Genomic DNA, 16,156 nt, shown 5'->3' with positions numbered 1-16,156 from the left:
GCCGGAATCTGAGCGACCGATAATGATAATGCGGTCATGTGATACCTCTGCTACATGCCACTACTAACAGAGATCCTATGGATTCTCTTTATTATCGCGGCCTTCGGGGGACTATGGTATCTCCTCAGAGACCAAGATTGGCTTCCCGAGGGCGAGCTGTATACCGCGCTTACGGCCGGATTCATCGGGAGTATATTCTTCGCGCTTATTTCGCCCGTGATTGTCCCAATGGGACACCATGCCCTTGCGATGTATGTGGTTGATTCGCCTGAACCAACGTTTACCGCATCCCACAGTGACGAACCACCGCCTTTCGTCGCGGTTAATGACTCAAACGATACGGACTACTACGCTGTCACAATAATCAATCAGGCAGACAGACCGATCTCGTCATTAAGTTTGAGCATCGATTTTGCGGGATGTATAGACCAGAAAGGTACACGTTCCTATTCTGGAATCGAGCCATCAAACTACGAAGCAGCGTGGGCACCAGGAAGTATCGTCCACTTCTCTAAGCCCTTTGAACAAAGTGGCGAACTCACACAATGTGACGGCGGAGTATACATTGAGACACTCCCGGCGCACAGTATGGTAACGACGTATTTCGTGGTAGACCATGACCCAGAGGAGAATGTTCAGATGGATTTCACTGACGCCAACATTGAATCCGGCCAAGTCTACCTGAGGTATTCTTACTCCTGGGACTATCGGTCGATCAAACGGTTCCCGTCTCCTTCACCGCAGATTGTAAACGCAACTCAATCTTGATTCAAACGACTCTACTGAATTCTCAGCCCCTACCGGAACGGGTACGTCTATCTTCTACGCCTGACAGCAGTATCAGCACCCACTTGTAATAGAGAAATCGGACTACTACCTACTGGCAAACGAGACGTTCTTTGAACCCAGAGATGCTGGAGGGCCACATGTCCAAGCCAGAGATTGACGTTCTCGATGAAGGGGATGCCTATCCATATTCGTCACATATCCGGGTAGAAGAAACAGAACTACAGATCGGTGATCTGCTCCTCGTGTTTGAGTCGGAAGACAGCAATGTCGTCAACTTCTTTGAGCGGGTCTATGGCTTCACCTGGCCTGGGGTCATTACTCATCTCATTGATGGACCAGTACCTGCTGAGTTCCGAGACTTTCAACGACTCGCTGAAGGTTTCGAATCACGCGAGATCGTAACCGCGCCGAAGCGAGAGCAAAGTAGCTTCCTTGTCGAGGACCGTATCGTCCGTTCACTAACCCTCTATCGCTACGTCCACGGGGGCGGTATGCAGCCTATTTTAGTTGATGAACGACGCGATCCAGTTGAGAAGGAGCCATTTGAGCAAGAAGTATTCCTGTGTGAAAACGCGGGAGAGGTGATAGAGACCTTATTCGAAGAGCAATCGCTGACAGACGAAGAAGCGAGCCATGTGAGGCAGTTCCTCCTGGATGCGGGGTATCAAGACGAAGCGCTTCCAGAAGCTGAAGGGTAGTTGACTCGGTAGCCGGTGGAGATTCTACGTTGCATAAAACATCCACAAAGTGGTACTTCCACAGGCTTGCCGAGTCATTTGTGGCGCGCGCACGAGGTCAGAACCGAGATTTATGTCCCTGGACTGTCCAGTAAATCCTGGCGAATCGCAGGACAGCAGGGACCCCCGTTCGATAATCGAATGAAATCAAGCGCGCGCACGACGACTCATTTATAAACGATGTGCCGCCGTCTTGCGAATGTGATCCATTCGAAAAACGAATGGGCGCTGCAGGATTTGAACCCGCGACAGCTTGGTCCGAAGCCAAGTACTCTGTCCAGGCTGAGCTAAGCGCCCGACACGCCTTCGTACTGCGGACCCACAGTTAAGTCACTCGGTTCGTGGCGGCGTTCGCCCGCGGGCGTCGGCGTCGTCGACGCCACCAATCACAAAGAATAATAACGCCTCAGAGCATCGTCTAACCATCCGATGACTCTTGGGCAGATTGGGTACCGCGTAACCGTAGGATCTACTCGCTGTCCCCTCTCTGCCGCGTAATGTACGACCTTCAGCCACATCTCGACGCGACCGTCGAGCCCGGGACCAACATCCTGCTCACGGGGCCGCCGCTCTCGGGAAAGCGAGCGCTCTGTCTCGATCTGCTGGCTGCGGGCACCGAGAACGGCGAGGGGTCGATCATCGTCACCACGAAGGACAGCGGCGACTGGATGCTGGAGCAGTTCGCCGAGCGGACGAGCTACGAGAGCCGCCCGGTCGCCGTCGTCGACTGCGTCACCAAACAGCAGGGCGACGACGTGCCCGAGCGCAACCGCGTCAAGTACGCCTCCTCGCCCGTGGACATGACCGGGATCGGGATCCAACTCTCCGAGTTCCTCCAGGCGTTCTACCAGGACCGAAACATCACCCACAACCGCGTGATGCTCCACTCGCTGACGACGCTGCTGATGTACTCGGATCTCCAGACCGTGTTCCGCTTCCTCCACGTGTTCACCGGCCGCGTCCAGAGCGTCGACGGGCTCGGCCTCTACTGCATCGACGAGACGGCCCACGACCAGCAGACGCTCAACACGCTCAAGCAGCTGTTCGACGGCGTCGTCGAGGTTCGAGAGGACGAGGAGCCCGTGATCCACCTCGCGGACGCCTGAGCCGACCATCTATCACCGTGGAGCCCCAACCGACAGCTATGCCCATCACCGACGACGACGACGGCCTGCGCGAACTGCTCGACGCCGACACCATCGCGGTCGTCGGCTGCTCCACGACCGAAGGGAAAGCCGCCCACGACGTGCCACGCTACCTCCAGCAGCACGGCTACCGGATCGTGCCGATCAACCCCTACGCAGACGAGATCCTCGGCGAACGGGCGTACGACTCACTCGCCGACGTCGAAGAAGCGATCGACCTCGTCGACGTGTTCCGCCCCAGCGAGGAGACGCCCGGGATCGTCGAAAACGTGATCGACCGCCACGAGAGTCACGGCGACGCCGGTGGGGTGTGGCTCCAACTGGGGATCGAGAGCGACGAGGCGGCCGAACTGGCCGAGAACGCGGGTCTCGACTTCGTGCAGGACCGCTGTATCAAGGTCGAACACGACCGACTGATCGCGTCGGCCTGAAAAGGGCCGACACCACGATCACGCGTTTCGGTCGATCCAGCGACACCACGCCTCGAAATCCGTCGCGCCGCACTGGTCCGCGATCGAGCGGAGTGTCCCGATCTTGATCTCGTCGTGCATCGGCACGTCGACGAGCCGAACCTCGCCGGTCTCTTCGTTCTCGTACCTGAGCCGGACGTGACTCCCCGTTCGCTGAGCCGGGAGGTATCCGAAATCGGCCAGAACGGAGATCACCTCACGGCCGGAAAACGCCGTTCGAACCAGTCAGCCAGAGAAGTCGGGCTGCTCGCGATCGCCCTCGATCTCGTCGGGGTCGATATCGAGCTCCTCGCCGAGGAAAGTGTCGGGGTCGGTGATGGGCTCGCCCCCGTTTTCGTGGAGTTCGAGCACTTCCGCCAACTGGGCGAGCGCCTCGGACTTGGTGTCGCCGCCGCGTGCGAGCCCCGTCTCGAGATCCCGGGCGGTGATTGAGCCGTCGTCCTCGACGACGAACTTCACCACGCCCGCCTCGCCGCTACTGCTCGTACTCGCCATACACTCTCGTTTGGCCGTATTCCCGGATAAGAGTTCGCCCCGGATGTGGGAGTCTCGAACGACGGGCAGCAGTCAGGCGGCTACTACCCCTGACCGACGTTACTCCGCCTCGCTGATCGCGTCCTCCACCACCGTCCGCGCGGCCTCCGAGAGCGTCTCCACGTCCTCGCTCTCGGCGTAGATCCGGAGGTACGGCTCGGTCCCGCTCGGGCGCACGAGCACCCACGAGGCGTCCGGCAGCTCCAGTCGGACGCCGTACTCGTCGTCGACCTCGGCCTCCGGGAACCGCTCCGGCAGCGTCTCCGCGAGGCGGGCCATCGCGTCGACCTTGGCGTCGTCGGCGCAGGGAACGCTGACCTTCGTGTACGGCCGCTCGGGGATCGGCTCGCGGCGCTCCGAGAGCGGAATCTCGGCGACGAGGCGGGCTAGCACCGCGGCGGACGCCACACCGTCGATCCAGCCCCCGAAGCGCGTGTGGACGTGTTTCCACGGCTCCGCGGCGAACGCGACGTCCGCCCCTGATTCCCGCGCGTCGGCGATCCCGTCGTGGAGGTAGCCCAGCGCGACGCGCTCGACGCGCCCGCCCGCGGCGCGGACGCGCTCGTCGATGCGCGCGGAGGCGTTCGGCGTCGTCACGACCGTCGGATCCTCGCTCCCGGCGGCGGCGACGTACTCCTCGGCGAGCATCGCGAGGACGGTGTCCTCGTGGACGACCTCGCCGTCGCCGGTGAGGACGACGATGCGGTCGGCGTCGCCGTCGTGGGCGATTCCGAGGTCGAACTCCCCCTCCTCGAGGAACCGGATACAGTCACCGAGCGTCTCCTCGGTGGGCTTGCTCCCGCGGCCGGGGAAGTGACCGTCGACGTTGCCGTTGAGCGTGACGACCTCGGCGCCCAACTCCCGAAGGACGTGCGGCGTCGCGAGCGACGCCATCCCGTTGCCACAGTCCACGACGATTCGGAGGCCGTCGAGGTCCGCACCGAACCCCGCGGCGTAGTCGACGACAGCGTCGCGGTAGTCGTCGAGGGTCTCGGCGGTCTCGTGGCTGCCCCAGCCGTCCCACGCCGTCGGCTCGGTGCCCTCCGCGATGCGGCCCTCGATACGGGCCTCCGCGGCGCCGCTGTACTCGACGCCGTCCGCGAACAGTTTGATGCCGTTGTCCTCCGGGGGGTTGTGCGAGGCCGTGATCGCGACGCCGTACCGGCCGCGACTCGCGTACGCGAGCGCCGGCGTCGGCGCCTGCCCGATCTCGACCACGTCGGCGCCGGCCGAGGCCAGCCCCGACGCCATCGCGTCGACCAGCGCTTGCCCCGTCTCGCGACCGTCCCGGGCGACGACGAACTCGATCGTCCCTTCGTCGGCTTGCGCCCGTGCGTCGGCGGCGGCCGCCTGCCCCACGCGCAGCGCCAGCGACGGCGTCACCGTCTCTCGCGCGTCCCCGCGGATACCGGCGGTTCCGAACAGTTCCATGGTCGGTCGGTCGGCGCGGGGCTACTTTGCCTGCCCGGTTCCGGACGCGCGCCGGCGTCGGCGTTAAGTATCGCTCCCCGGATGCTTTCGACATGCGCGATTCCGACGACTCAGTACGGGTGCGCGTCCACGTCAGCGGTGACGTGCAGGGCGTCGCGTACCGGGCGAACACCGAAGAGACAGCGACGAAACGGGGCGTGAACGGCTGGGTCCGGAACAGGGACGACGGCCGCGTCGAGGCGGTGTTCGAGGGCGACCCGCGGTCGGTGGAGTCGATGATCGGCTGGTGTCACACCGGCAGCCCCCGAGCGACGGTCGAGCGCGTCGAGGTGACGTACGAGGAGCCGCAGGGCGCCGACGGGTTCCGCGTTCGCTGGTCGGGCTGACTCCCGCGCCGGCGGATCGCCGGAGCCGGAACGACTTAGCGGCACGGGACCGACCGACACGGTGATGCGACACGCACGATTCCGCGATCCCGGCGGCGCGGTCCGAACCGGCGAGTGGCACGGCGACTCGGTCAGCTTCGCGGGCGAGACGTACGAGCTCGACGAGATCGAACTGCTCGCACCCAGCGAGCCGAGCAAGGTGCTCTGTGTCGGGCGCAACTACGTCGCCCACGCCGAGGAGCACGACGCCGATGTGCCCGACCGTCCCCTCCTCTTCCTCAAGGGGCCGAACACCGTCGCGGGCCACGGCGACACCGTGACGCTGCCCGCAGGGAAAGAGCGCGTCGAGTGGGAGGCCGAACTCGGCGTCGTGATCGGGAAGCAAGCGAGGCACGTCGACAGCGAGGACGCGATGGAGTACGTCGCGGGCTACACCTGCGTCGACGACGTGTCCAACCGCGACGACCAGCGCAGCGAGTCCCAGTGGGTGCGCGGCAAGGCGTTCGACGGCGCGGCGCCGATCGGCCCCTGTGTGGCCGACCCCGAGCACGTCCCCGAGGACGCGACGATCCAGACCCGGGTCAACGGCGAGGTGAAGCAGGACGCCACGATCGACCAGATGGTGTTCGACGTGCCGACGCTGATCGAGGAGGCCACCCAGTACATGACGCTCGAACCGGGCGACGTGATCGCGACCGGCACCCCCGAGGGCGTCGGCCCGTTCGAGGACGGCGATCACGTCGAGGTCGAAGTCGAAGGCGTCGGCACGCTCGAACACGAGGTGCAGCGGTGAGCGGGAACGGCGGGCCGACGGGGGAGGAGACCGGGCCGATCGTCCGGGTCTGGCACGGCTGGACCGAGCCCGAAGACGCCGACGCTTACGAGCAGTTCCTCACGGACCCCGAGGACGGACTGCTCGAAACCCTCGACGGCGACGGCTACCTCGGCTACGACCTGCTCCGGCGTGAGGCCGGCAGGGAAGTAGAGTTCGTGACCCAGCTCCGGTTCGCGGACTACGACGCCGTCACCGAGTTCGCCGGCGAGGATTACGGGCGAGCGCACGTGCCCGAAGAGGCGCGGGAGCTACTCAGCCGGTGGGAGGACGAGGCCGAACACTACGAACAGCGATCCAGCGACCGGCGCTGACAGGGGCTACTTCCCGTAGGTGAGTCGCTGGACGGCGGCGTTCAGTCGGCCGGTGACTCTCCCCATCCACGCGGCCGGCGAGACGCGCCGGACCGACGACTCGTCGACCTCGATCCGCTCGTCGTCGAACGGGTCCCCCGACACGTCGGCCGCGTCGACGACGGCGGTCATCGAACAGCGTCCACACGCTTCTGTCGGTTTTCCGTCGCTCATGATCGTGCGTTAGGGTTCCCCAGTGTTAGGTCTGCCGCCAGCGGCCACGCGACGGGCTTTTCACCCGTCGTGTGCCACTCACGACCATGCACCGACGAACCGCCCGACACGACTGCGACCGCCCCGCCGGCCGACGATGAGCGACGCCGACGCCCGCGACCCCGAGGATCTCCCCCCCGAGATCCGGGAGGAGGTGCCGACGTGGGACGACGAGTACTTCGACCGAGTCAGCGACCGGCTGATGTACAGCTACGACCTCGAACGCGACTACTCGGTCCGCGGGGAGTCGTTCGACCTCTACGGCGAGTTCCGCGTTCGGACACAGAAGCAGTTCTTCCACCCGGCGCTGAGCTACGCCGACCACGACCGGGCGGAGTACGTGTTCGCCCGGCGGATCGATCGGCCGACCGTCGCCGACCTCGAGTCGCTGGTCGAACTCGGCCACGAGCTCGCCGAGGAGCGGATCGTCCCCAGCGAGGAACACTTCGAGACGGAGTTCACGTTCGTCGTCGTCGCCGACGAGATCACCGAGTCGGTCCGGGAGTTCGTCGAGGGGTTCCGCGAGCGCGAACTGCTCGCGCTCGGCTACTACGGCCACTACGAGATCAACGTCGCCGTCGTCGACCCCGACGAGGAGACGGCGGTCGCGAGCCAGCAGGCCGACACCGCCGAGGCGTTCGCGCTCTGGGGCGACGTGGAGCGGCCGACAGAGAGCTTCCTTTCTCGGTTCGCCAAGCGGTTCTGGACGTAGCCGTCGCTGCTGAGGTTCGAGCGGAGGGAGGTAATCGGGGACCGTGACGGTTCGGCCGCCGTGGCCGGTCGATGCGTCGTCAGTCGTCGCCGGGAACGGTGGAGCGAGGACGGTCAGTCGTCACTCGGCTCCGCCGCCGCGCCGCTGCCGCCCCGAACGTCGCTGATGTTCTCGTAGCCGATCTTGACCAGCGAGAGCGCGAGGTACAGCAGCACGAGCGCAAGCAGGACCCGGATCACGACGGAGATCTGGGCACCCAGACCGCTCGCGCCGCCCATGATCAGCTGGTCGTAGAGCTGCTCTTTGAACGCGATCCACGACAGCCCAAGCACCGTGATAGCCACCATCAGCACCATCGGGACGCCGGTGGAGATCAGCTGCTTGGAGTCGTCCCAGTTGGCGAGCCAGACCGTCGCGGTCAGCAGCGCCAGCGCGGCCAGCAGCTGGTTCGCGCCGCCGAACAGCGTCCACAGCGTCGCCCACTCGCCCGAGACGACCAGCGCGTACGCGACGCCGACCTGAATTACGGGATTGGTGTACCGACCGCGAGCGAACGAGCCGATCCCGCCCGAGAGGCCGGTGTCGGTACCGCTGCCGGGCGTACCGAGGATCTCCTCCATCATGTAGCGGCCCAGCCGAGCGGCGGTGTCCGTCGACGTGAGCAGGAAGCTCACGAGCACCAGCGCCATGAACGGCGCCCCGTAGTCCGCCGGGATGCCGAGGCTGGTGAGGATTACGCCGCCACCGGATGCGAAGTTCGGGAGCGCGCCGCCGATCCCGCCGCCCGCGGCGGCCGAAGCCGCACCGGCGACCGCGAGCGTCGACAGCGCGACGGAGGCGAGCAGCCCCTCGCCGAGCATGCCGCCGTAGCCGATCAGGCGGGCGTCGCTCTCCTTGTTGAGCTGTTTCGCGGTCGTCCCGGAGGAGACCAGCGAGTGGAACCCGCTGATCGTCCCACACGCGATCGTCACGAACAGCATCGGGAACAGCGGGAACGGCGCGACCGCGTCGACGCCGAGGAACCCTTCGAACGCCGCGATACTGCTGTCGATCACGAGCGGTTCGCTGGACGTGCCGAGCAGCGTCCCCACGATGATGGCTACGAGCGCCCCGCCGACACCCGCGTACAGCAGGAACGACGAGAGGTAGTCACGCGGCTGGAGCAGGGTCCATACCGGGAGCGCGCTCGCGACCGCCGCGTAGACGAGGATCACCGGCACCCACGCGGCGGTGTTGCCGCCGAGTGCGCCCGCGCCGGGGACCCACGAGCCTGTGCCACTGAACAGGACGAACGTCCCTGCCGGGTGGGAGGCGTCGCCAGCGAGCTGGAACAGCGCGAAGGGGTACTGGATACCGAGCCAGACGCCCGCGAACACGCCCGCGACGAACACGACCGTCCCGGGGATGAACGGGCCGTCGAGCTGGTAGAGGTACACGCCGAACACCACCGCCAGCGCGATGTACACGAAGCTCGCGGTCGCCGCCGACGGGAACGCGTTCAGCACGATCCCCACGACGAGCGCGAACACCGCGACGACGAGGATGATCGTGAGGAACGCGAACCACAGCAGGAGGTTCTTCCCGCGTTCACCCACGTACTCGCCGATGATGTAGCCGATCGACTTCCCCTCGTGTCGCATCGACCCCGACAGCGAGACGAAGTCGTGGACCGCACCCATCAGGGGGTTACCGATGGCGACCCACAGCAGCGCGGGCACCCAGCCCCAGATGGCGCCGGCCGTGATCGGGCCGACGATCGGCGCGCCGCCCGCGATGCTCGAGAAGTGGTGTCCGAGCAGCACTGGTTTCTTCGACGGAACGTACTCCTGCCCGTCCTCGTACTTGTGGGCCGGCGTCTCCCGTGAGTCGTCGAGATCGACGAACTGTGAGAGATACCGGGAGTACCCGACGTACCCAACGGAGAACGTGATCAACACTGCCGCCACGATCCAGATTACCTGTGTCATTGTAACGTACCTTCGTGATACTCATTGACGTGGGGCACTTAAACATTGACTAATCGTTTCCGGCCGACGCCGCCCGAACTTACCAAATGGGAGCTGTCGATCGGCGACCGATCAGACGAACGACGGCGCCTCGGCGTCGACGGCCACGTCGAGTTCGGCGGCCACGTCGGCCAGCAGATCGCCGCGGATCTCCTCGGTTCGGGTTTCGATCTCCGCGAGCAGCGGCGGGTCGAGCGACTCCCGCACCTGATCGAGCCGGTCGGTTTCGGTGTCGATGCGGTCGCGGAGGTAGCGCGCACCGCGGCCGTTCTCGTCGTCGTCCGGCGGCGGGGTGAGCTTGTTCGCGATCAGCCCCGACACCCCGAGCCCCTCGGCGTCCATGTCGTCGATGGCGCGGGCGGTCTCGTTGACCGAGAGCTGGTCGGGGTTCAAGACGAGGAAGAAGGCGGCGTCCTCCCGGAGCGCGCTGCCCGCGTACTCGAAGAACTCCTTGCGCTCCTGCAGCCGTTCGAGGACGGGGTCGCCCTCCATCACGCGCCGGGGCTCGTTGTTGCCGATCGCGGCCTTCTCGAACAGGTCGATGCTCTGGCGGCGCTTGTGCATCAGGCGGTCCACCCAGTCCTCGAGGAACTCCGGCAGGCCGAGCAGCCGCAGCGTCGACCCCGTGGGCGCGGTGTCGAACACCACGCGGTCGTAGGGGTCGCTCTCGCGCATCACCTCGACGAAGCGGTCGAACAGCGCCGACTCGTAGGCGCCCGGCGTCTGATGGGCCATCTCCAGCTGCTTGTTGATCTCGTTGACCATCGACGCCGACACCTGATCCGAGAGCCGGTTCCGGATCTCGTCGAGGTGGGCGGTCACCTCGTCGTCGGGGTCGATCTCCAGCGCGTGGAGGCCGTCGACGCCGTCGACCGGCTCCGGGCTGTCGCCGAACTGCTGGTCGAACACGTCCGAGACGGAGTGGGCCGGGTCGGTCGAGACGACCAGCGTGTCGACGCCCGCGTCCGCGCACTTCCGTGCGTACGCACACGAGACGGTCGTTTTGCCGACGCCGCCCTTCCCGCCGAAGAAGACGAACGGCTCCATCAGAAGTGGTACTGCTGGCCCTTGCGTTCGATCATGGTGTCCCGGTCCCAGAGCCGCCGTTCCCACGCCTCGAACTCGTCTTCGAGGTACGGCAGGATCTCGGCGGTGTAGTACGACACCGGCGAGGGGATGCCGAAGGCGTCGGGGAAGCAGGCCAGCAGGAACGCGTCCTCCAGGTCCTCGGCCTCCTTCTCGATCTTCTCGTACGCCGGGTGGCTGATCATTCCGTGGTAGAGCCCCCGGAGCCACTCCTCGAGCTCGGTCAGGAACCGATCGATCCGTTCGGAGAGGTCCATGCTGTCCAGTGCTACGCGTTCGTGGGGTAAAAGCTGTCGTGCCCGTGGCGGACGCCGGCGCCCCGTGACGCGTCGCCGCCGAGGGGTTGAAAAGCGAGTGGCACCCACCCACACGCATGAGCGATCGCATCCCGGTGACGGTGCTCTCGGGGAGCCTCGGCGCCGGGAAGACCACGCTGCTGAACCACCTGCTGACCAACGCGGGCGACCGCGACATCGCGGTGCTCGTCAACGACATGGGCGACGTGAACGTCGACGCCGAACTCGTCGCCGAGGGGTCGGAGACCGACGTGGCCGGCGGCGTCGAGGAGCTCTCGAACGGCTGTATCTGCTGTGAGCTGCAGGACGACCTGGAGACCGCGGTGATCCGGCTCGCGCGCAACCGCGAGTTCGACCACCTCGTCGTCGAGTCCTCGGGCATCTCCGAACCCGCGCCGGTCGCGCGGCTGTTCACCACCGAGTCCGCCGCCGCGGCGCGGTACCGCGTGAACGGGCTGGTGACCGTCGTCGACTCCCGGCTGTTCGTGGACACGTTCGGCGGCACGGGGACGCCCGAGCGCACCGCCGCCGAGGAGGACGACCGCCCGCTGTCGGACCTGCTCGTCGAGCAGATCGAGGTGTCGAACGCGGTCGTGCTCAACAAAGCCGACCTCTGTACGGACGACGAACTCGACGAGGCCGAGGCGCTGGTCGCCGCGCTCCAGCCCGACGCCGACACGCTCCGCACGTCGTTCTCCGAGGTCGACCCCGCGTGGCTGCTCGACACCGAACGGTTCGACGAGGGCGAGGTGAACGATCTGCCGGGGTGGAAGCGCGCGCTCGAAGACGACGGGCACGACCACGACGGCCACGAACACGAGGACGGCGATCACCACGGCCACCGCCACCCCGACGAGGTGTACGGCGTCGCGTCGTTCACCTACCGACGGCGGCGGCCGTTCCACCCCGGACGAATCGCCGACGTGCTCCGTGACCTCCCGGAAGGCGTCGTGCGCTCGAAGGGGACGCTCTGGGTCGCGGGCAACGAGCTCCGGCAGACCGTCGGGCAGGCGGGGTCGTCAGTGCGCGTGGAGGCGCGCGGCCCGTGGATCGCGTCGCTGCCCGAGGTCGAACAGGATCTCTACCGCTCGAACCGCCCGAGCCTGGAGTGGGACGAAGAGCACGGCGATCGACGGACGGAGTACGTCGTCATCGGCACGGAGTTCGACGAGGAGACGCTGCGGAGCCGGCTGGACGACGCGCTGGTCACCGACGAGGAGTGGGAAGCCGTCGAGGAGCTCCCCGGGGGACCGTTCCCGACGGAGAACGGCGACGAGGCGCCGATCCGCGAGCCGACGCCGGCCGCGGCGGAGTAGTCTCCGCGGCTCAGCACGCACAGCCGTCGGCGTGGGAGCGCTCGAACCGCATCGCGTCCCCGCAGTCCGGGCACTGCGGCGTCCCCTCGTCGTCGTGATCTAACCCCTCGGCCGCGACCTCCACGTCGCGGATCCGGACGCCGCAGTCGTCACACCAGTACGCCCCCGTCGACTCCGGCCCCGACTCGTCGGCCGATTTCTCGGTTCGCCCGGTCAGCGCGTCCTCGATCGTGCTAACGATGCCCATACCGGTTCTTCCGGCTCGCGACCCTTAGCTCTCCCGGCGACCAATTAGCTAAGTGGCCCCGGCCCGGGCTACCGAGCATGAGCGACGACGACCGCGGCCCCACCGGCCGCGACGGGTTCGAGGCGGCGACGGAGCGCTCCGAAGGGAACCCGTGGGTGGTCCACGGGCTGAACGCCGTGCTGTCGACGCTGTTCGCGGCGACCATCGTCTGGGGGCTCGACTACGTGGGCAGCATGGAGTTCACGCTGATCAACGTCGCGACGGCGGCGGTGCTCATCTTTACCGGGGCGTACCTGATGGCGATCCGATAAACAGTAGGCGGGGCGGGCCGGACTCTCGGGACATGGTGACACGGATCGGTATCCACACGTCGATCGAGGCGCTGTTCCCGCCGGCGGTGCTCCGGGACCGGCTCGACGATCTCGACCCGGAGGCAGTGGTGGTCGACACCGACGAGCTCGACGGCGTCGACGGGCTGGTGACGTTCGCGTACGACGACGCCTTCCTCGACGCCGGACTCGACTGGATCCACTCCGTCCAGTCGGGAGTCGATCGGTTCCCGTTCGACGCGCTGGAGGCGGCGGGGACCAGTCTCACCAACAGCACCGGTGTCCACGGCGACAGCGTCGGCGAGACGGTCGCGGGCTACATGCTCTCCTTCGCCCGCCGGCTCCACGAGTTCCGCAGCAAGCAGGAGCGCGAACAGTGGGCGTGGGCCGACTGGGACGCGCCGTTCACGCTCGCGGACAGCGCCGTCTGCGTCGTCGGGCTCGGCACACTCGGCCGAGGAATCGCCGCCCGCGCCGACGCGCTGGGGATGGACGTGACCGGGGTCAAGCGCACGCCGACGCCGGTCGATCACGTCGACACGGTCCACCCGAGTTCCGAACTGCGGACAGCGATCGACGGGCCGAAGTTCGTCGCGCTGGCGGTGCCGCTGACCGAGGAGACCGAGGGGCTGATCGGCGCCGACGAGCTAGCGGCGATGCGCGACGACGCCGTGCTCGTGAACGTCGCCCGCGGCGCGGTCGTCGAGCAGTCGGCGCTGATCGATGCGCTCCGCGCAGACGAGCTCGCGGGCGCCGCGCTCGACGTGTTCGAGACCGAGCCGCTACCCGAGGGGTCGCCGCTGTGGGGAATGGACGACGTGATCGTGACGCCCCACAGCGCGGCCGCCCACCGCGAGTACCCCGACCGGATGGCTGCGCTGATCCGGGAGAACGTCCGCCGGATCGACCGAGGTGAGCGGCTCGCGAACCAAGTCGTCTGACCCCGACCCACCGGAAACGACACAAACCCCCGCGCCCATTCCCCGGGTATGGTTGGACTCGGAAGCACCGCACAGAAGCTCCAGACCGTCGCGGAGAAAGCCGAGAAGGTGTACGAGCGAATGAACAAGCTCCGCGAGGAGGTCGAGGAGACACAGCAGACCGTCGACGAGACCCAGCGCCGCGTGGGCCGCGTCGAGGAGGAGATGGCCGAGCAGCGCGCCGTCCTCGACGCGATCGCCGAGGAGCACGACATCGACGTCGACGCCGTCGCCGCGGAGGCCCACATCACCGAAGCCGAAGGCGACGACGGGGACGCGGCGGCCGACGACTGAGTCGCCGGGGCGCTTTCTCGGAGATGGTAAGCTACACAAACGCCACCACCCACGTTCGAGTATGACCACCCATCGGGAACCGCTGGACTCGGTGCTCGACACCATCGGCGAGACGCCGCTGGTTCGGGTCCACGACAGCCCCGACGCCGTCCCCGTCTACGCCAAGCTGGAGTCGTTCAACCCCGGCGCCAGCATCAAAGACCGGATCGGGAAGTACATGCTCGAAGGGATGCTGGAGCGGGGCGACGTCGACCCCGGCGGGACGGTCATCGAGCCCACCGCGGGGAACACCGGGATCGGGATCGCGGTCGCCGCGGGGCCGCTCGATCTGGACGCGGTGTTCGTCGTGCCCGAACGCTTCTCCGTGGAGAAACAGCAGCTCATGCGCGCGCTGGGCGCCGACGTGATCAACACCCCGAGCGAGGACGGGATGCCCCGCGCGATCGAGCGCGCCCACGAGCTCGCGGAGGAGCTCGACAACGCCGCGGTGCCCCAGCAGTTCTCGAACCCGCTCAACGCCGAGGCCCACTACGAGACCACCGCGCCCGAGATCTACGACGCGCTCGACGGCGAGGTCGGCGCGCTCGTCGCGGGCTGTGGCACCGCGGGCACGCTGATGGGGATGGCCCGCTACGGCCGCGAGCAGCACGCGGACACCCACGTCGTCGCGGTCGAGCCCGAGGGCTCGCTGTACGGGACGCTGCTCGGCGAGGAGCGCGAGGAGGGCGAGTACAAGACCGAGGGGATCGGGACGCACGACACCTCGACCAACGAGCTGTTCGACCCGGAACTGGTCGACACCGTCCACGCGGTGCCCGACGAGGAGTCCCACGCCGAGGTCCAGCGGCTCGCCGCCGAGGAGGGCCACCTCGTCGCCTCTAGCGCGGGCGCGAACGCGGTCGCGGCGAAGAACGTCGCCCGCGGGATCGCCGACGGCGAGATCGACGCGCCCCACGACGCAGTCGTGACCGTGTTCCCCGACTCCAGCGAGCGCTACCTCTCGAAGGGGATCTACGGCGAGTACGAGGAGTGGGAGGGCTGATTCCGGTTCGCGCGCCACGCGACCGAACGGCCGGCAGCGCGCGCATCGTCACCGTGTGCCCTTCGCTCACTGCCCGCCGCCGTGCCGTCCCCGAGTCGACGGCTCCTGCGAGTTCGTAACGCCGGCGGCACGGGTACCCACGAACGTGTGTACTATCTCGGTGGATAGTGGCGATATCGGGCGGAATTCGTACAGAACCGTGCGACTGACACCCGTGAACCAGTCAGTCGTCGGACTCGAACTACCGGCAAAACGATGGGCTTAACCGCCGGTCACCGAGAGAGAGCCACAACGATGCGCGACCACATCGACCGACGAACGTTCATCGGGGGCGCAACCGGCGCGGCACTGACCGGACTGACTGGCTGTCTCGGCGGCGGCGGCGGCAGTAGCTCCGAGACCAACGTCGGGATGGTGTACGCCCTCGGTGGGCTGGGCGACGAGGCGTTCAACGACATGGCCCACGCGGGGATCCAGCGCGCCGAGGAGGAGCTCGGTGTCTCCTACGACAACACCGAGCCGACGGGCCAGAGCGAGTTCGGCACGTTCCAGCAGCAGTTCGCCACGTCGACCGACCCCAACTACGACCTGATCGCGTGTATCGGGTTCGCCCAGCGCAGCGCGCTGCAGGAGAACGCGTCGGAGTACCCCGACCAGAACTTCATGCTGGTCGACGCCGAGCTCGACGCCGACAACGTCGCGTCCTACACGTTCCGCGAGCACGAGGGCTCGTTCCAGGTCGGCCACCTCGCGGGGCTGCTGTCGACCCGAGAGTTCAGCCACGAGGGGACCTACAGCGGCACCGAGAAGACGTTCGCCACCAACCCCGACGAGAAGGTGGTCGGCTTCGTCGGCGGGAAGGAGAACCCCCTGATCAAGAAGTTCGAGGCCGGCTTCATCGCCGGCGTCCACCACGTCGACTCCGAGATCGAGGTGCGCTCGGCGTACGCCGGCTCGT

The 16,156-nt window shown here is 66.7% G+C and carries 22 protein-coding genes and 1 tRNA gene; 14 read left to right on the top strand and 9 right to left on the bottom strand.

Going from position 1 to position 16,156, the window contains the following annotated elements:
- The first annotated feature begins 54 nt into the window (after positions 1-54).
- Together ACQUSM_RS03015 and ACQUSM_RS03010 are read left to right on the top strand one after the other, a co-directional pair.
- Positions 55-768: a hypothetical protein gene (locus ACQUSM_RS03015; protein ID WP_435115594.1), complete on the top strand. Its 714-nt coding sequence runs from the start codon at positions 55-57 to the stop codon at positions 766-768.
- Between the two features lie 158 nt (positions 769-926).
- Complete coding sequence (locus tag ACQUSM_RS03010) at positions 927-1,487, top strand: hypothetical protein (protein WP_435115592.1); 561 nt, start codon at positions 927-929, stop codon at positions 1,485-1,487.
- 261 nt (positions 1,488-1,748) lie between these two features.
- On the opposite strand, the gene ACQUSM_RS03005 is transcribed toward ACQUSM_RS03010, so the two are convergent.
- Positions 1,749-1,823, bottom strand: a tRNA-Arg gene (locus ACQUSM_RS03005).
- Positions 1,824-2,023: 200 nt separating this feature from the next.
- On the opposite strand from ACQUSM_RS03005, the gene ACQUSM_RS03000 reads away from it, so the two are divergent.
- Entirely contained in the window at positions 2,024-2,632 is a 609-nt protein-coding gene (locus tag ACQUSM_RS03000; protein ID WP_435115590.1) for an RAD55 family ATPase, read from the top strand.
- Between the two features lie 38 nt (positions 2,633-2,670).
- Positions 2,671-3,102: a CoA-binding protein gene (locus ACQUSM_RS02995; RefSeq protein WP_435115588.1), complete on the top strand. Its 432-nt coding sequence runs from the start codon at positions 2,671-2,673 to the stop codon at positions 3,100-3,102.
- Positions 3,103-3,120: 18 nt separating this feature from the next.
- Here ACQUSM_RS02995 and ACQUSM_RS02990 read toward each other — a convergent pair whose 3' ends face one another.
- From ACQUSM_RS02990 to ACQUSM_RS02980, 3 genes are all read right to left on the bottom strand, one after another.
- Positions 3,121-3,366 carry a type II toxin-antitoxin system HicA family toxin gene (locus ACQUSM_RS02990; protein WP_435118270.1) on the bottom strand — a complete coding sequence of 82 codons (246 nt, stop codon included), beginning with the start codon at positions 3,364-3,366 and terminating at the stop codon, positions 3,121-3,123.
- On the bottom strand, positions 3,367-3,636 hold the full coding sequence (locus ACQUSM_RS02985; protein ID WP_435115586.1) for a type II toxin-antitoxin system HicB family antitoxin: 270 nt from the start codon (positions 3,634-3,636) through the stop codon (positions 3,367-3,369).
- A 99-nt stretch (positions 3,637-3,735) separates the two neighbouring features.
- Positions 3,736-5,106: a phosphopentomutase/phosphoglucosamine mutase gene (locus ACQUSM_RS02980; RefSeq protein WP_435115584.1), complete on the bottom strand. Its 1,371-nt coding sequence runs from the start codon at positions 5,104-5,106 to the stop codon at positions 3,736-3,738.
- 92 nt (positions 5,107-5,198) lie between these two features.
- Here ACQUSM_RS02980 and ACQUSM_RS02975 point away from each other — a divergent pair, with 92 nt between their 5' ends.
- The 3 genes from ACQUSM_RS02975 (at position 5,199) to ACQUSM_RS02965 (ending at position 6,638) form a co-directional block, all read left to right on the top strand.
- The gene (locus ACQUSM_RS02975; protein WP_435115582.1) at positions 5,199-5,492 is read left to right on the top strand and encodes an acylphosphatase; all 294 of its coding nucleotides are present in this window, start codon (positions 5,199-5,201) and stop codon (positions 5,490-5,492) included.
- A gap of 64 nt (positions 5,493-5,556) precedes the next feature.
- The gene (locus ACQUSM_RS02970; RefSeq protein ID WP_435115580.1) at positions 5,557-6,285 is read left to right on the top strand and encodes a fumarylacetoacetate hydrolase family protein; all 729 of its coding nucleotides are present in this window, start codon (positions 5,557-5,559) and stop codon (positions 6,283-6,285) included.
- On the top strand, positions 6,282-6,638 hold the full coding sequence (locus ACQUSM_RS02965) for an antibiotic biosynthesis monooxygenase (protein ID WP_435115578.1): 357 nt from the start codon (positions 6,282-6,284) through the stop codon (positions 6,636-6,638). The genes ACQUSM_RS02970 and ACQUSM_RS02965 overlap by 4 nt, the downstream gene beginning before the upstream one ends.
- Before the next feature lie 6 nt (positions 6,639-6,644).
- On the opposite strand, the gene ACQUSM_RS02960 is transcribed toward ACQUSM_RS02965, so the two are convergent.
- A complete protein-coding gene (locus tag ACQUSM_RS02960; RefSeq protein WP_435115576.1) occupies positions 6,645-6,851 on the bottom strand; it encodes a hypothetical protein in 207 nt (68 codons plus the stop codon).
- A 136-nt stretch (positions 6,852-6,987) separates the two neighbouring features.
- On the opposite strand from ACQUSM_RS02960, the gene ACQUSM_RS02955 reads away from it, so the two are divergent.
- The gene (locus ACQUSM_RS02955; protein ID WP_435115574.1) at positions 6,988-7,602 is read left to right on the top strand and encodes a hypothetical protein; all 615 of its coding nucleotides are present in this window, start codon (positions 6,988-6,990) and stop codon (positions 7,600-7,602) included.
- Between the two features lie 113 nt (positions 7,603-7,715).
- On the opposite strand, the gene ACQUSM_RS02950 is transcribed toward ACQUSM_RS02955, so the two are convergent.
- From ACQUSM_RS02950 to ACQUSM_RS02940, 3 genes are all read right to left on the bottom strand, one after another.
- The gene (locus ACQUSM_RS02950) at positions 7,716-9,569 is read right to left on the bottom strand and encodes a carbon starvation CstA family protein (RefSeq protein ID WP_435115572.1); all 1,854 of its coding nucleotides are present in this window, start codon (positions 9,567-9,569) and stop codon (positions 7,716-7,718) included.
- Between the two features lie 111 nt (positions 9,570-9,680).
- A complete protein-coding gene (locus tag ACQUSM_RS02945) occupies positions 9,681-10,655 on the bottom strand; it encodes an ArsA family ATPase (RefSeq protein WP_435115570.1) in 975 nt (324 codons plus the stop codon).
- Entirely contained in the window at positions 10,655-10,951 is a 297-nt protein-coding gene (locus ACQUSM_RS02940) for a hypothetical protein (protein ID WP_435115567.1), read from the bottom strand. The genes ACQUSM_RS02945 and ACQUSM_RS02940 overlap by 1 nt, the downstream gene beginning before the upstream one ends.
- Before the next feature lie 116 nt (positions 10,952-11,067).
- Here ACQUSM_RS02940 and ACQUSM_RS02935 point away from each other — a divergent pair, with 116 nt between their 5' ends.
- Positions 11,068-12,306 (top strand): CobW family GTP-binding protein, encoded by a 1,239-nt coding sequence (locus tag ACQUSM_RS02935; RefSeq protein ID WP_435115565.1) that lies wholly within the window; start codon positions 11,068-11,070, stop codon positions 12,304-12,306.
- 10 nt (positions 12,307-12,316) lie between these two features.
- Here ACQUSM_RS02935 and ACQUSM_RS02930 read toward each other — a convergent pair whose 3' ends face one another.
- A complete protein-coding gene (locus tag ACQUSM_RS02930) occupies positions 12,317-12,553 on the bottom strand; it encodes a hypothetical protein (protein WP_435115563.1) in 237 nt (78 codons plus the stop codon).
- A 77-nt stretch (positions 12,554-12,630) separates the two neighbouring features.
- On the opposite strand from ACQUSM_RS02930, the gene ACQUSM_RS02925 reads away from it, so the two are divergent.
- The 5 genes from ACQUSM_RS02925 to ACQUSM_RS02905 form a co-directional block, all read left to right on the top strand.
- A complete protein-coding gene (locus ACQUSM_RS02925; protein ID WP_435115561.1) occupies positions 12,631-12,864 on the top strand; it encodes a hypothetical protein in 234 nt (77 codons plus the stop codon).
- Positions 12,865-12,896: 32 nt separating this feature from the next.
- On the top strand, positions 12,897-13,823 hold the full coding sequence (gene ddh, locus ACQUSM_RS02920) for a D-2-hydroxyacid dehydrogenase (protein ID WP_435115559.1): 927 nt from the start codon (positions 12,897-12,899) through the stop codon (positions 13,821-13,823).
- 48 nt (positions 13,824-13,871) lie between these two features.
- The gene (locus tag ACQUSM_RS02915) at positions 13,872-14,156 is read left to right on the top strand and encodes a DUF5798 family protein (RefSeq protein ID WP_435115557.1); all 285 of its coding nucleotides are present in this window, start codon (positions 13,872-13,874) and stop codon (positions 14,154-14,156) included.
- A 61-nt stretch (positions 14,157-14,217) separates the two neighbouring features.
- Positions 14,218-15,198 carry a PLP-dependent cysteine synthase family protein gene (locus ACQUSM_RS02910; RefSeq protein WP_435115555.1) on the top strand — a complete coding sequence of 327 codons (981 nt, stop codon included), beginning with the start codon at positions 14,218-14,220 and terminating at the stop codon, positions 15,196-15,198.
- A gap of 306 nt (positions 15,199-15,504) precedes the next feature.
- Positions 15,505-16,156, top strand: a 652-nt coding sequence (locus tag ACQUSM_RS02905) for a BMP family lipoprotein (protein ID WP_435118268.1), incomplete at its 3' end; no start/stop codon positions are given.

It is taken from the genome of Halolamina sp. C58, from assembly GCF_051195095.1.
In the GTDB taxonomy this organism is placed as follows: Archaea; Halobacteriota; Halobacteria; order Halobacteriales; family Haloferacaceae; genus Halolamina.
The sequence above is the reverse complement of the archived record's forward strand: the minus strand, read 5'-3'. Positions and strand labels throughout refer to the sequence as shown.

What these genes read in the sequence shown, in the direction of transcription:
- ACQUSM_RS02980 (WP_435115584.1), bottom strand. Translation starts at nt 5,106, where the DNA reads ATGGAACTGTTCGGAACCGCCGGTATCCGCGGGGACGCGCGAGAGACG.
- ACQUSM_RS03010 (WP_435115592.1), top strand. Translation starts at nt 927, where the DNA reads ATGTCCAAGCCAGAGATTGACGTTCTCGATGAAGGGGATGCCTATCCA.
- ACQUSM_RS03000 (WP_435115590.1), top strand. Translation starts at nt 2,024, where the DNA reads ATGTACGACCTTCAGCCACATCTCGACGCGACCGTCGAGCCCGGGACC.
- ACQUSM_RS02950 (WP_435115572.1), bottom strand. Translation starts at nt 9,569, where the DNA reads ATGACACAGGTAATCTGGATCGTGGCGGCAGTGTTGATCACGTTCTCC.
- ACQUSM_RS02910 (WP_435115555.1), top strand. Translation starts at nt 14,218, where the DNA reads ATGACCACCCATCGGGAACCGCTGGACTCGGTGCTCGACACCATCGGC.
- ACQUSM_RS02940 (WP_435115567.1), bottom strand. Translation starts at nt 10,951, where the DNA reads ATGGACCTCTCCGAACGGATCGATCGGTTCCTGACCGAGCTCGAGGAG.
- ACQUSM_RS02945 (WP_435115570.1), bottom strand. Translation starts at nt 10,655, where the DNA reads ATGGAGCCGTTCGTCTTCTTCGGCGGGAAGGGCGGCGTCGGCAAAACG.
- ACQUSM_RS02975 (WP_435115582.1), top strand. Translation starts at nt 5,199, where the DNA reads ATGCGCGATTCCGACGACTCAGTACGGGTGCGCGTCCACGTCAGCGGT.
- ACQUSM_RS02930 (WP_435115563.1), bottom strand. Translation starts at nt 12,553, where the DNA reads ATGGGCATCGTTAGCACGATCGAGGACGCGCTGACCGGGCGAACCGAG.
- ACQUSM_RS02960 (WP_435115576.1), bottom strand. Translation starts at nt 6,851, where the DNA reads ATGAGCGACGGAAAACCGACAGAAGCGTGTGGACGCTGTTCGATGACC.
- ACQUSM_RS02915 (WP_435115557.1), top strand. Translation starts at nt 13,872, where the DNA reads ATGGTTGGACTCGGAAGCACCGCACAGAAGCTCCAGACCGTCGCGGAG.
- ACQUSM_RS02970 (WP_435115580.1), top strand. Translation starts at nt 5,557, where the DNA reads ATGCGACACGCACGATTCCGCGATCCCGGCGGCGCGGTCCGAACCGGC.
- ACQUSM_RS02925 (WP_435115561.1), top strand. Translation starts at nt 12,631, where the DNA reads ATGAGCGACGACGACCGCGGCCCCACCGGCCGCGACGGGTTCGAGGCG.
- ACQUSM_RS02955 (WP_435115574.1), top strand. Translation starts at nt 6,988, where the DNA reads ATGAGCGACGCCGACGCCCGCGACCCCGAGGATCTCCCCCCCGAGATC.
- ACQUSM_RS02985 (WP_435115586.1), bottom strand. Translation starts at nt 3,636, where the DNA reads ATGGCGAGTACGAGCAGTAGCGGCGAGGCGGGCGTGGTGAAGTTCGTC.
- ACQUSM_RS03015 (WP_435115594.1), top strand. Translation starts at nt 55, where the DNA reads ATGCCACTACTAACAGAGATCCTATGGATTCTCTTTATTATCGCGGCC.
- ddh (WP_435115559.1), top strand. Translation starts at nt 12,897, where the DNA reads ATGGTGACACGGATCGGTATCCACACGTCGATCGAGGCGCTGTTCCCG.
- ACQUSM_RS02935 (WP_435115565.1), top strand. Translation starts at nt 11,068, where the DNA reads ATGAGCGATCGCATCCCGGTGACGGTGCTCTCGGGGAGCCTCGGCGCC.
- ACQUSM_RS02995 (WP_435115588.1), top strand. Translation starts at nt 2,671, where the DNA reads ATGCCCATCACCGACGACGACGACGGCCTGCGCGAACTGCTCGACGCC.